Here is a 12401-nt window from a genome sequence, read left to right on the forward strand (position 1 = left end):
GAGTAACAAGGTATGGCTTCCGAGGTCAGGCGCCGCATGCCCCGGAATGACACCTAGGCAGGCTTGCTCGCGAAGATCATGTAGTTCACGGACATATCGTCGCCGACGCGCCAGCTGTCGAGGAGCGGCAGGTAGGTCAGCCCCTTCTCAGCCGTGATCTCGAGCCCTGCGTCGACCAGGTGCTTTTTCGCCTCGGCAGGTTTGACGAACTTCCGCGGGTCATGCGTGCCGCGCGGCAGCCAGCGCAGGATGTACTCCGCCGCGAAGACGGCGGTTGCTGCAGCTTTCAGCGTACGGTTGATCGTTGCCAGTGCCATCATTCCGCCGGGCTTCACGAGGTCGGCCGATGTCTTCAGGAACAGCCCGACATCGGCGACGTGCTCGACGACTTCGAGATTGAGAACGACGTCGAATTTTTCTTCGCCAGAGGCAAGAAGCTCTTCTGCTGTCGTGTTGCGGTAGTCGATCTCGAGCCCCGATTGCTCCGCATGCACCTTGGCTGTCTTGATATTGCCTTCGGCGGCGTCGATCCCGGTCACCGATGCGCCGAGACGCGCCATCGGCTCCGACACCAGCCCACCGCCGCAGCCGATATCGAGAAGGCGAATCCCTTCAAGCGGTTTCCTGGCGAACCGATCGCGGCCAAAGTGCTCGCACACCTGATCGCGGATCAGGCCGAGGCGAACCGGATTGAACTTGTGAAGCGGCTTGAATTTTCCCAGCGGATCCCACCACTCCGCGGCGATGGCCTGGAACTTCGCGACCTCATCGGGGTCGATCGTGGTGGCAGACATGAGGCGGTCCTTCTCGCTCGAAGGCTGCACCTAGGCGTAGCTGGCTCGCTTGCCAACGCGGCAGACGGCCCATGAAGGTGCTCGTCTCGGGCACCACGGGCGCCGTTGGCCATGAAGTCGCCGGGAGGCTCGAAGGCCGGGGTGCCGCCGTCACCCGCGCGAGCCGCAAGCCCGCGAAGGGCCTGCGGCATAAAACTCTCGACCTGACCGACGAGGCTGGCGTCCGTGCTGCGGCGCAGGGGCACGATGCGGCCATCCTCGCGCCGATTCTCTCGGTTTCGGCCCCGGCGGCCCGCTGGCTGACGGAAGAGGGCGTGCGGAGGATCGTCGTGTTCTCCTCGAACAATGTCGGCATTGATGCCGACAGTCCGGTCTACAGGGCGCTTGCCGAGGCGGAGCGGACGCTTTCGGGTATCGACGCGGAGATCACCATCCTGCGGCCAACCATGATCTACGGTCATGCGGGGGACGGGAACATCGCGACGCTGATGCGCTTCGCTCTCAAATACGGGTTCCTGCCATGTCCTGGCAGCGGCAGGGCCCTGCAGCAGCCCGTCTTCTACGAAGATGTCGCCGAGGCTGCCGTGCAGGCTGTCATGGCTGCGGACGCCGGGGTTTTCGCTGTCGCCGGTTCGGAGGCGTTGCCGCAGAAGGAGCTTTTTTCCCGCGTCCTCGGGGCGGTTCGCAAAGGCAACGGTGCCGTTCTTACTGTCCCGCTGGCTGCCTTGCGCGCTGCGGCAAAAGCCGCTGAGGCCGTCGGGCTGAAGCTGCCGCTGTCGACCGCCCAGCTTGCCCGCTTCGAGCGGGACAAGACACCGACCCTGCCCCAGCTTCCGGGGTTCGCACCCTCGGTCTCCCTGTCAGAAGGGCTCGAAAGGCTGGCCGAGGACCTTGCCGATACGGCGAGCGAGGGGTAGGGCTTGGCCGTTTTGTGCCGCACTGCACATGAGGAGAGCCGATCGTGACCCTGGCGCCTGCGCCTTTAGAACTTGCTCCTCGCCGGGAAGATGTCCTGGTGATGAAGTTCGGCGGCACGTCCGTCGGCGATCCCGAGCGCATTGCCCGCGTGGCGCGCCATGTGATGGCTGCGCGAAAACAGGGCTTCAAGGTCTGCGTCACGGTCTCCGCCATGGCGGGGGAGACGAACCGGCTGGTCGCGCTGACCGAAGAGCTTGGCGGCGGCGATGTCTCGCGGGACCCTGATTACGATGCCGTGGTCGCTTCGGGAGAGCAGGTGACGGCGGGCCTTCTCGCGCTGCACCTTCGTTCGAAGGGCTGCCCGGCGCGCAGCTTCCAGGGCTGGCAGATGGGCCTTGAAACCGATGACAGCCATGGCGCGGCCAAGATCAAGCGCCTGCCGCAGGACCGCCTGATGGATGCGATGGAAAACGGCGAAGTGGCCGTCGTCGCCGGCTTCCAGGGCTTCACGGCCCAAGGCAGGATCTCGACACTCGGCCGCGGCGGTTCGGACACCACGGCCGTGGCCTTGGCCGCAGCCCTCGGCGCGGCGCGCTGCGATATCTACACCGATGTCGATGGGGTCTACACCACGGACCCGCGTATCGTTGCCACCGCACGGCGCAAGCCGGTGCTCGCTTATGAAGAAATGCTGGAGATGGCCTCGGTCGGCGCCAAGGTCCTGCAGACCCGCTCGGTGGGCCTTGCGATGACCTACGGCGTGCCGGTGCGCGTGCTGTCTTCCCTGCAGGAACCTGAAGAGACCGGTGAGGGCACCCTCATCACCGGAGAGGACGAGATCATGGAGCACGAAGTCGTCACCGCTGTCGTACCCTCGGTGGGCGAGGCCAAGATCAGCCTTCTCGGGGTGCCGGACAAGCCGGGCTATTCGGCGCTCATCTTCCGGCTTCTCTCCGAGGCCGGGGTGAACATCGACATGATCGTCCAGTCCCCCGCCCGCCAGGGCTCGGAGGCGAACATGTCCTTCACCCTGTCCGAGAAAGACCTTTCCTTCGCCATGGAGAAGCTGACCCTTGCCAAGGACGAGCTTGGCTATGACGAACTTGTGGCCAACCAGAACGTGGCCAAGGTCTCCGTCATCGGTATCGGCATGAAGACCCACACCGGCGTCGCAGCCAAGATGTTCGAGACCCTCGCGGACAAGGCGATCAACATCGAAAACATTTCCACATCGGAGATCAAGATCAGCGTGTTGATCGCTGCAGACTATACGGAACTTGCGGTTCGGGCCCTTCATGAGGCATTTGGGCTCTCAAGCCAGGACGCTTAAGTAACTCGCATGAACCTGCCGCCCCGCATGGCGCCGACCCCGCGCGTGCTGCTTCGACAGCTGCGCGAGGTGATGGCGGAGGAGAGCGACGCCCAGACAAGGCTTGACCACCTTGTTCAGGCGATCGCGCGCAACATGGTGGCCGATGTCTGCTCGATCTATGTCCGTCGCGCCGATGACATGCTGGAGCTCTTCGCCACCGAGGGCCTCGCGCGTGAAGCGGTCCACCAGACGCGCCTGCGCTGGGACGAGGGCCTTGTCGGCCTCGTTGCCCGCACAGGCAGGCCGATCAACCCGCGCCGCGCCAGCCAACATCCTGAATTTTCTTTCCGTCCTGAAACCGGTGAGGACGAACTGAACGCATTTCTCGGTGTTCCGATTATCCGTTCAGGTAAAGTCATCGGCGTGCTGACCATTCAGAATCAGACAACCCGCGCCTATGCGGAAGACGAGATCGAGGCGGCGCAGATGGTGGCAACCGTCCTTGCCGAGATCATATCGTCGGAGCGCTTCCTTTCCGAAAGGGAGGTGGCCGAGGTCCAAGAGATGATCCACGGCCCCGAATACGAGATCGGCACGGCCATCGTGCCGGGAGTCGTTCGGGGCACGGCCTATCTCCTCACGCCGAAGCGCAGTGGCGGCAACATCTTCGCCCGCGACATGGCGGCGGAGAAGAGGCGTCTCTCCGAAGCCCTGACCGAGCTTCAGAAGTCCGTGGACGACATGATGGCCCGCGACCGGGCGCTCAGTCATATCAGCCGCGAGGTGCTCGAGGTCTACCGCCTGTTCGCCTATGACCGCGGCTGGGCCCGGAGGCTCGAGGAAAAGATCATGGCAGGCCTCAATGCCGAGGCTGCGGTCGAACAGGTGCAGCAGGAAAACCGCAACCAGATGAGGGCGGCGTCCGACCCTTACCTGCGCGAGCGGATGCACGACCTCGACGACCTGTCCCGCCGACTCCTACGCACACTGAGAGGTGAGGAGAAGGGGCACGAGCTACCCGACAATGCCGTGATCCTTGCCGAAACCCTTGGTCCTGCCGAGCTTTTGGAGCTCGACCGGAAGAAGGTTGCAGCCCTGGTTCTCGCCGAAGCCTCCTCGAACAGCCACGCCGCAGTGGTGGCGCGCTCACTCCGCCTGCCGATGGTCTCCGGTCTCGCCAAGATCATCGACCGCGCGGAGCAGGGCGACGACATCATCGTCGACGGCGGCTCGGGCGAGGTCTTCCTCCGCCCGACGCCGGAGGGGATCGCAACCTACGAAGAAAAGGCCCGGATCAGGACCGAGCAGCTCGCCCGCTACCAGCTTCGCAAGGACGAGCCTGCCGTCACCAAGGATGGTGTCCGCGTCCGCGTGGAGATGAATGCCGGTCTCGTGATGGACATGGAGCTCCTGCGCGAAGTCGGGGCCGACGGCGTCGGCCTTTTCAGGACCGAGCTCCAGTTCCTCGTCGGCAAGACGCTGCCTTCGGTGACCGAGCAGACTGAAACCTACGCCTCGGTGATGGATGCCGCCCAGGGCGCGCGTGTCGTCTTCCGCACAGCGGACATCGGATCGGACAAGCGGGCTGGCTACATGCATGGCCCGGTCGAGGCGAACCCGGCCATGGGCTGGCGCGGACTACGCGTCGCAACGGACCGCGAGGGCCTGCTGCGGATGCAGCTCCGTGCGCTAATCACCGCTGCGAACGGCCGTCCCCTGACGGTGCTCCTGCCGCTGGTGACGACGTCGGAAGAGATGGCCCATGCCTGGGAGCTGATCGACAAGGAAATCGCCCGCACCAAGAAAGTCGGCGAGCCCATCCCTGAAAAGCTCGAAGTCGGGGCGATGGTCGAGATCCCGTCCGCCGCCTGGGACGTGCGGGGACTTGCGAAGTATGCAGACTTCCTGTCGATCGGCGGGAACGACCTGGCGCAGTTCTTCTACGCTGCCGACCGCGAGAGCGACCTCGTCTCCTCGCGCTACGACTATCTCAGTCGTCCCTTTGTCAGTTTCCTGAAAAGAATCGTCGATGAAGCGGGGGATCTTGTGGCGCTTGGCTATTGCGGCGAGCAGGCGGCCGACCCGCTGATGGCGCTTGCCTTGATCGGCATCGGCTATGACCGCCTGTCCGTGGCGGCCAGTGCGGTCATGCCGCTGAAGCAGATGGTCAGGAGCATTGACCGCGCCCAGCTTATGGCGCGGATGGACCGGCTCCTGAAGGAAGAGACGGGCATCCCGCTGCGCCAGCGAATGACGCAGCTTGCCGACGATCTCGGCGTGCCGGCCTACAGGGCAGTCTGAGCTGCACCGTCAGGTCCGGCCCCGGAGCATCTTCGCGACTTCTTCTGTTCCGAACGGGAAGACGATGGTGTTCGTCCGGTCGCCAGCGATTTCCTGCAAGGTGTTGAGGTAGCGGAGCTGCATCGAGCCTTCTTGTTGGGACAGGACCTGCGCGGCCTCGGCCAGCTTGGCCGCGGCCTGCTGTTCGCCTTCCGCGAGAATGACTTTCGCACGACGCTCGCGCTCGGCTTCGGCCTGCCGGGCAATGGCGCGGATCATCGATTCGGCGACATCGACGCGCTTGATCTCGACATTCGCAACCTTGATCCCCCACGCTTCGGTCTGCTCGTCGAGGATCTGCTGGATGTCCTTGTTCAGCTGGTCGCGCTCCTGCAGCATCTCGTCGAGGTCATGTTTGCCGAGGACGGAACGGAGCGTCGTCTGGGCGAGCTGGCTTGTTGCTTCCTTGTAGTTTTCGACCTGAACGACCGCCTTCACCGCGTCGACCACACGGTAATAGATGACGGCGTTGACGTTGACCGAGACGTTGTCGCGGGAAATCACGTCCTGAGGCGGGACATCGGCCACGAGCGTCCTCATGTCGACCTTGCGCATCTGCTGCACCGCTGGGACGAGCAGGACGAGGCCGGGTCCCGCAGCACGGCGACCCACCTTGCCGAGGGTGAAGATCACCCCCCGCTCATACTCCTTCAGGACCTTGATGATCTGAGCAAGGATGATGATGGCAAAGGCTGCAAGCGGGATCAGGATACTGAACATGGATCAGGCCTCCGGGGCGCGTTGGGGCAGGCGAAAGCCCTGTCGGGCCGTCGCTTTCTTGATGATGAGGACGAGGCCGTCGACCTCGACGACCTTGATGGCATCGCCGGGCTGGAGCGGCTGTTTCGCCTTGGCGCGCCAGCGCTCGCCGTCGACGATGACCCAGCCTTCGGCGCCCTGCCACTCCTCGACTCGCCCCGTCCGGCCACGAATGGCCTCCTTGCCGATCAAGGGGCCGTGGGCGCGCGACTTGATAAGTTGCCAGAGGAGAAGGACCAGCACCGAACCCATGACGGCGACAATGCCGATGATGAGGGAGATAGAGACCCGGAAACTCTCCGGGAACAGATAATAAAGCCCAACAGACAGGAGCGCCATGCCGGCTATCCCCGCTATCCCCGCCGATGAGACGAACGCCTCGAGAATCAGGAGCACCACCCCGAGCCCCATGACCGCAAGGAACAGCCCGTTCTCCGGCAGGACCTGGAAGCTGTAGAATGCCAGCAGCAGGCAGATGACGCCAAAGGTGCCGGGGAAGATAGAGCCTGGGTTCCATAGCTCGACGGTGATGCCGAGCGTGCCGAGCGAGAGCAGGATCGCGGCGACATTCGGGTCGGCGAAGAACGCGAGGATCTGCTCGAGCCGGGTCGGTCTCACCTCGACGATGCGCAGGCCTTTCGTGGAGAGGGTCTTCTCGCCGGCGATGGTCTTCACCGTGCGGCCGTCGAGCTGCCGAAGCAGGTCGGTGCGGTCCTCTGCGATGATCTCGATGACGCCGAGTTCCAGTGCTTCGCTCGCGGTGATCGATGCCGAGGGCGGGCGCACGGCTTTTTCCGCCCATTCGGCGTTCCGGCCACGCAGCTCGGCGAGGCCTTTGATATAGGCGACGGCATCCTCGATCACCTTGCCGCGGAGCGAGGCTTCGTTGGAGATGTCAGCGGGGCGCTCGGCAGGCTGCGCTTCTTCCGGGGCCGCTTCGCCATCGTCGACCGCGTCCGCTTCGCCCCCGTCATCGGGCTCTTGAGGCTGTTCGAACGGGCTCCGTCCACCGCCGCCGCCCAGCTCGATGGGCGTGGCGGAGCCGGTGTTCGTCGCGGGAGCCATGGCCGAGACATGGGCTGCATACATGATGTAGAGGCCCGCGCTCGCCGACCGGGCGCCTTGCGGACCGACATAGGTGACCACCGGGGTCTCCGAAGCGAGGATCGACTGCACGATCGACTGCATCGAAGTGACAAGGCCACCGGGCGTGTCGATCTCGATGACGACCAGCTCGTCGCCCCGGACCGAGGCGGCGGAAATTTCCCGCTCGAGGTAATTGGCGGTGGTGGGCGTGACCGCGCCTTTCAGTTCGAGGAAAGTCGCACGCTTGCCGCCTTCCTGCGCAGTGAGGGAAAGGCCGAGGCCCGATACACCCAACAGGATGAGAAACAGGCTTAGAGCCCTGACAATCCTCGGCATCCTCACCTCCCCAGGCGATCGCGAACCCTTGGGTATCACGGGTTTTTCGGGATGACGAGAGGTTAACAGAAACCCAATACCGCGCTACACAATCCCTTCGGCCCGTGATAGACAGGTGAGGGCTGGGTAACCGGCGCGCAAGGCGCTTGGGGGCGTGGATGCAGACGGGAGACACAGGTCTCAATCTGATAAAGGCGTATGAGGGCTTCTCTTCGAGCCCTCGGATGGATGAGGCACGCGGTGATGGCACTTATGTCATCGGCTACGGCCACCATACCCAGACGCCTTCCCCGCAAGTCAGCCAGCGCGAGGCGACCAACCTCCTGATGAAGGACGTTGCGCCGATCGAAAAGCTGATCCGCGACACGGTCCGCACGCCGCTGAACCAAAACGAGCACGATGCGCTGGTGAGCTTCGTCTTCAATATCGGTGCCGAGAACTTCAAGCGGTCGACTGTCCTCAAGAAGCTCAACGAGGGCGACAAGCTCGGCGCGGCCGAAGCTTTCGAGCGTTGGACCAAGGCACGGGTCGACGGAAAGTTGATGAAGCTCGACGGCCTGGTTCGCCGCCGGGCGGCGGAGAAGTCGCTCTTCCTAATGCCGACCGATGCCGAGCTGGTGATCCCCACGTCGGAAGTCTCGCCGGCTTCCGAATGCGACGGCACTGTCCTCGCCCCGGCGGAGGTGACCAACGCACCGCTGGTCGATTTCGACAGCCTGCGCCACGACCGAGGCCGCACGCTGACCCCAGAAGAAATCGAAGGCCGGATGCAGGCTCTTTATGCCGCAAGCCACGCTCTGATGGGCGATCCGTCCAAAATGATCATCGCCAAGGAAGAAGAGCGCGAAGACATCGGCGTCACCGTCGGCGCGGTTCTTGCGAGCCTCCTCGCGGTGGCGCTGACGCTCTTTGGTGGCGCCTTGATGCTCGACACCTATGCACCCGAAGCGGCGCAGGCTATTGGCATCACGCCGTCCCTGCTGTCGCCTATCATGGTCGATTTGCCGCTCTGGCTTCTCTCGATCGGGCTGGGCCTTTGCTACTTTACCTTCTACATCATCGCGAAACGCGCAGCGCGTCATAGCATCAAGAAGGCCCGGGCACGGGAAGTGGCACGGGTCCGCGGCAACTGATCCGATGACCATCCACCTGATCAAACTCTGCGTCGGTGCGGATCGCATCGACGACCTCAAGTCTTGGCAGCACACCCTCCTCCAACGGAACAAGGGCACCAGGCTGCAGGGCCTTGTCCACCACACCACCCGCATGTTCCCCAAGCGTGCGGAGGAGCTGAAGGACGGCGGCTCGATCTATTGGGTCATCGCCGGCCAGATCCAGGTGCGCCAGCCGATCGTCGACCTGCAGGAGGTCACGACCAACGAAGGGCGCAAATGCCGGATCGTGCTCGAGCCGGGGCTGATCCTCGTGAACCCCACGGTCAAAGGCCCGTTCCAGGGTTGGCGCTATCTCAAGCCCGAGGACGCGCCGGGGGATCTCGGCAGTAGCGCCGAAGGCGATGACCTGCCGATCAGGGCGGAACTTGCGGAGTTGGGACTGCTATGAACAACAAGAAAGCAGGCGCCATTGGCGGGGCAGGGGTGGCGGGTCTCGCGGCGATTGTCGGCGGAACCTACTTTTTCGCTGACCGCCCAGATGACCCCCTGACCCCGGAGGAGCCGCCGGTGGTCATGGATGACCTGCGGACCGAGACGGCCATCGACCATGACGACGGCGTGGTGCGCTTCTGCCTGCCCGGCGTGGTGCAGACCGACGATGGCTGCGCACCGCTCGAGGACCTGAAGGACGAGCGCGAAAGCCTCATCCTCCCGAAGAGCATGGCGGCACGGCCCCTCAGGATGGCCTCGCCCGATATTGAGAACGACGCAGCGGAGACCGTGGAGAGTTGCGCGCAGTTCCGCTCCCTGCGCCAGAAGGGCTGGGGCGGGCTGTCCAATGCGGATCTCCGCCGCGAGGCGCAGATGGCGCGCGCCTGTGGCCTTCTCGAACTGATCGCGCGGGCCGAGCCGGTTCCGGGTGCGAGGGGCGCGCCGGACGATCTCTTCGTCGCCATCGACCGGTCGGAGCTTCCCAGTCTTGGCGAGGCGAGCCTCGGCGATGATGCCTATCCCAACCTCAAGGGCGACTGGCCGAAGACCTGGACGATGGAGAACGACGCCATCCTCGCCGAGTTCGTCCATGTGGGCACGGCCGATTTCGACGGCGATCCGGAGGCGGAGCATCTCATCGAATGGCGCCTCGCCGCCAAGGGCGGGACCCTGCGCGCCATCGGCTTCGCCCTCGCCGAAGACAGCCCCGCGAGCTTCCGGATGATCGATCCGCTGGCAGAGTGAACGTCAGTGAAGGCAGAATGTCTTTGGGTTCCTTCGGGATCCGAGCTTCCCGCCTGTCCGACTGAACGACCCTTCGCTGCGGTGGTCCTGATCGACCAGCACGTCGATGCAGCGTGGCGCGAGATCACCAGCCGATGGCGGAGGTGTTCTGGTCTGCCCAACACGCGGCGAGCCATCCTTCGCTCGAACTCGACAGGGTGCTGATCTTCGAAGTGACAAAGAAAGCCCGGCCTTCGGACGTGCTGCGCTGGTACCGCGCCTCGGCGAGCCTGCATGAAGAGGAAGACGACCGATCGTCCGTAGAAGGCACCCAAGAAAAAAACGCGCGGGACCCCGGTCCCGCGCGTTTCCTCTCCCAGGATCTCGTTCCCCTACCTCAGATTGACTTTTCCAGCGAGGGCCTTGCCGCCTTGCGTCTGGCGCATCGGCTGGACGTTTTCCGGCTGCTTGTCCGAAGCGGCAGCGTCACGGCGGATCGGCTGGGCTTCGCGGAGCTTGGCTTCACGCTCGCGCGGAGCGTTCGGAACCTGTTGGTTCGACAGCACACGGTCTTCCGACGGCGCCGGAAGCTCCGCCGGGGTGGCCGGCGCGGTGTCGTTGATCGGATCGTCCGAATGGCGGCAGCTGCCCTCGAAACGGGCACCGGCTTCGATCATCAGGGCAGTGTGGACCACGTCGCCCTTGACGATGGAGCTGGCGGTCAGCTCGACGCGGGTGGCGCGGATGCGGCCTTCAACAGTGCCGGCGACCTTGACCTTCTCGGCGATCACTTCGCCGCGGACCATGGCGCCTTCGCCGATAACCAGACCCTTGGCGAAGATGTCGCCGTCGATCTCTCCGTCGAATTGCACTTCCCCTTCGGAGCGAATCTCGCCCTTAATGACCATGTCCGCACTGATCAGCGACGGGACACCCGTCGGTGCGGAACGCGGAGTTTTTGCGCGCGCTGACGCTTTGGCGTCGGTGCGATTGCTCATGCGTGGATCGGCGTTCATTGACTGACCTTGCCCCTCAAAATCCGGAAGCTGACGGTCGTTGGTTTTGTCACGCTTAGCTTTCGAAAACATATCGTCCTGCCTCAATGAACCTCTCGGGGTCCACTTGCCTGCCTTTGTAAATCACCTCGTAATGGAGGTGCGTTGCCGTCGACCGTCCGGTGCTTCCCATCAGACCTATCACGTCGTTTAGCTCAACGATTTTACCAACCCGTGTGTTGATCCGGTCCAAATGTGCGTACCGTGTACGGAAACCGTTACCATGATCGATTTCCACGATCTTGCCGTAGCTCGACCAGGTGCCTGCGCGGACGACACGACCCGGCGCGGTGGCCACGATCGGTGTACGCCGGGCAGCAGCGAAATCGAGGCCGTAGTGGCGGGTGCGGCGGCTGCGTTTGAACGGGTCCCAACGCACGCCATAGCCTGAGGTCTGGCGGTGGCGGTTCAGGACCGGCGAGCCAATCGGCACGCTCCTGACGACACCGGAGAGTGCAGCGAGCTCGGTCAGCTTCGATTGCACGCGGGAGACGGTCTCTGCATAGGTGCCCGTGACAAGCGTGTCTTCTTCGTCATCCACCGGGATGAAAGGCCCCCCCTGGCCCATCAGCTCCGCTTCGACTTCTGGGGCCTGCGCAGAGGCGAGAACCTGAAGGCCGAATTCCCGGTCGTTCGCTTTCGGCAGGAGCTCCGCCGCAGCACCTGTGTGACGGAGGATCTGGTCAAGCTCGGCGATCGAGCGTTGCATCTTCTCTTCGATGCCGGCGAGGAGAACGACCTGGCTGGCTGAGAGCTGCGCGGTTTTCATCCGCATGTCGGTGAGGACTTCGTTCTCGATGCCTTCGGCGATCTCCTGATCGATGACGCTGTCGAGAGCCTCTTGGCGAAGGGCGGAAACGCGCGACTGACGCGGCGTAGGCTCGCGACCCACCGGGTCGATCATCACCCGGTTCGTACCCCGGAGCTGACGGCCGCCGGGCGCACCGGCGGCGGAAAGGGTTTCGGCGAGACCGCGCATCTGGACATCGAGGGAGCTCTTGTTCTCGACAAGCGCGCGGAGCGTGTCGTGCTGGCTTTCGAGCTTCTTGAGAGCGGCTTCGAACTCGCGGCTGTAGATGAAGTTCAGCGAGGAGACTTCCTCGTAGGCGCGTTCCGAATTCTGGAGGCGGCGACGGTAAGCGGCCTGCTCGTCACGGCGCTGTTCGTCCTTGGCGATGATGATCTGCTCTTTGAACACCACGTTGACCGAGGCGTAGGCGACCCAGAGGAGGGCGCCGAAGAGGATCGAAGCGAAGATGACCTGGGTGCGCGAGCTGAGCTTGATGAAGTGAACGACGCCATCGGAGCGATGGTAAATCTGGCGTTCCCGGAACAGATGTCCGAGGAGCCTGCCAAAACGTCTTTTTTCCTTACCCATTCTCGTCCCTGACTGCCCGTGTGGCTTCTGCCGCACGCCACCCACGGCCCCGCTCACCGCGATGTGACACTACCACGGACTTCATGGCATGTC

General features: G+C 63.9%; 11 protein-coding genes. 6 read left to right on the forward strand and 5 right to left on the reverse strand.

The annotated features are described in order from the left end of the window. Positions 1 to 53: 53 nt before the first annotated feature. Positions 54 to 794, reverse strand: a complete 741-nt coding sequence (ubiG, locus tag IE053_RS11010; RefSeq protein WP_189575939.1) for a bifunctional 2-polyprenyl-6-hydroxyphenol methylase/3-demethylubiquinol 3-O-methyltransferase UbiG — start codon at positions 792 to 794, stop codon at positions 54 to 56. A gap of 71 nt (positions 795 to 865) precedes the next feature. On the opposite strand from ubiG, the gene IE053_RS11015 reads away from it, so the two are divergent. From IE053_RS11015 to ptsP, 3 genes are all read left to right on the forward strand, one after another. Continuing rightward, a complete protein-coding gene (locus IE053_RS11015) occupies positions 866 to 1711 on the forward strand; it encodes an SDR family oxidoreductase (protein ID WP_189575942.1) in 846 nt (281 codons plus the stop codon). Between the two features lie 101 nt (positions 1712 to 1812). After that, positions 1813 to 3042 carry an aspartate kinase gene (locus tag IE053_RS11020; protein WP_189576953.1) on the forward strand — a complete coding sequence of 410 codons (1230 nt, stop codon included), beginning with the start codon at positions 1813 to 1815 and terminating at the stop codon, positions 3040 to 3042. Positions 3043 to 3051: 9 nt separating this feature from the next. Next, the gene (ptsP, locus tag IE053_RS11025) at positions 3052 to 5325 is read left to right on the forward strand and encodes a phosphoenolpyruvate--protein phosphotransferase (RefSeq protein ID WP_189575944.1); all 2274 of its coding nucleotides are present in this window, start codon (positions 3052 to 3054) and stop codon (positions 5323 to 5325) included. A 9-nt stretch (positions 5326 to 5334) separates the two neighbouring features. On the opposite strand, the gene IE053_RS11030 is transcribed toward ptsP, so the two are convergent. After that, the gene (locus tag IE053_RS11030; RefSeq protein WP_189575946.1) at positions 5335 to 6084 is read right to left on the reverse strand and encodes a slipin family protein; all 750 of its coding nucleotides are present in this window, start codon (positions 6082 to 6084) and stop codon (positions 5335 to 5337) included. 3 nt (positions 6085 to 6087) lie between these two features. After that, positions 6088 to 7545, reverse strand: coding sequence for an NfeD family protein (locus IE053_RS11035; RefSeq protein WP_189575948.1), 1458 nt, complete (start codon positions 7543 to 7545; stop codon positions 6088 to 6090). Between the two features lie 158 nt (positions 7546 to 7703). On the opposite strand from IE053_RS11035, the gene IE053_RS11040 reads away from it, so the two are divergent. Genes IE053_RS11040 through IE053_RS11050 form a run of 3 tightly spaced genes read left to right on the forward strand, consistent with a single transcriptional unit; the run spans position 7704 to position 9896 of the window. After that, positions 7704 to 8678: a lysozyme gene (locus IE053_RS11040; protein WP_373302869.1), complete on the forward strand. Its 975-nt coding sequence runs from the start codon at positions 7704 to 7706 to the stop codon at positions 8676 to 8678. Between the two features lie 4 nt (positions 8679 to 8682). Continuing rightward, positions 8683 to 9108 (forward strand): DUF1489 family protein, encoded by a 426-nt coding sequence (locus tag IE053_RS11045; RefSeq protein WP_189575952.1) that lies wholly within the window; start codon positions 8683 to 8685, stop codon positions 9106 to 9108. Next, the gene (locus tag IE053_RS11050) at positions 9105 to 9896 is read left to right on the forward strand and encodes a hypothetical protein (protein ID WP_189575954.1); all 792 of its coding nucleotides are present in this window, start codon (positions 9105 to 9107) and stop codon (positions 9894 to 9896) included. The genes IE053_RS11045 and IE053_RS11050 overlap by 4 nt, the downstream gene beginning before the upstream one ends. A 371-nt stretch (positions 9897 to 10267) precedes the next feature. On the opposite strand, the gene IE053_RS11055 is transcribed toward IE053_RS11050, so the two are convergent. Further along, positions 10268 to 10873, reverse strand: coding sequence for a bactofilin family protein (locus IE053_RS11055; protein WP_189575956.1), 606 nt, complete (start codon positions 10871 to 10873; stop codon positions 10268 to 10270). A gap of 73 nt (positions 10874 to 10946) precedes the next feature. Then, positions 10947 to 12308, reverse strand: coding sequence for a M23 family metallopeptidase (locus tag IE053_RS11060; protein ID WP_189575958.1), 1362 nt, complete (start codon positions 12306 to 12308; stop codon positions 10947 to 10949). Between the last annotated feature and the right edge of the window lie 93 nt (positions 12309 to 12401).

The sequence above is a fragment of the Parvularcula lutaonensis genome (assembly GCF_014651915.1).
Taxonomy (GTDB): domain Bacteria; phylum Pseudomonadota; class Alphaproteobacteria; order Caulobacterales; family Parvularculaceae; genus Parvularcula; species Parvularcula lutaonensis.

Excerpts from the sequence above, each read along its gene's own strand:
- ubiG (WP_189575939.1), bottom strand. The coding sequence starts at position 794 with ATGTCTGCCACCACGATCGACCCCGATGAGGTCGCGAAGTTCCAGGCC.
- IE053_RS11015 (WP_189575942.1), top strand. The coding sequence starts at position 866 with ATGAAGGTGCTCGTCTCGGGCACCACGGGCGCCGTTGGCCATGAAGTC.
- IE053_RS11020 (WP_189576953.1), top strand. The coding sequence starts at position 1,813 with ATGAAGTTCGGCGGCACGTCCGTCGGCGATCCCGAGCGCATTGCCCGC.
- ptsP (WP_189575944.1), top strand. The coding sequence starts at position 3,052 with ATGAACCTGCCGCCCCGCATGGCGCCGACCCCGCGCGTGCTGCTTCGA.
- IE053_RS11030 (WP_189575946.1), bottom strand. The coding sequence starts at position 6,084 with ATGTTCAGTATCCTGATCCCGCTTGCAGCCTTTGCCATCATCATCCTT.
- IE053_RS11035 (WP_189575948.1), bottom strand. The coding sequence starts at position 7,545 with ATGCCGAGGATTGTCAGGGCTCTAAGCCTGTTTCTCATCCTGTTGGGT.
- IE053_RS11040 (WP_373302869.1), top strand. The coding sequence starts at position 7,704 with ATGCAGACGGGAGACACAGGTCTCAATCTGATAAAGGCGTATGAGGGC.
- IE053_RS11045 (WP_189575952.1), top strand. The coding sequence starts at position 8,683 with ATGACCATCCACCTGATCAAACTCTGCGTCGGTGCGGATCGCATCGAC.
- IE053_RS11050 (WP_189575954.1), top strand. The coding sequence starts at position 9,105 with ATGAACAACAAGAAAGCAGGCGCCATTGGCGGGGCAGGGGTGGCGGGT.
- IE053_RS11055 (WP_189575956.1), bottom strand. The coding sequence starts at position 10,873 with ATGAGCAATCGCACCGACGCCAAAGCGTCAGCGCGCGCAAAAACTCCG.
- IE053_RS11060 (WP_189575958.1), bottom strand. The coding sequence starts at position 12,308 with ATGGGTAAGGAAAAAAGACGTTTTGGCAGGCTCCTCGGACATCTGTTC.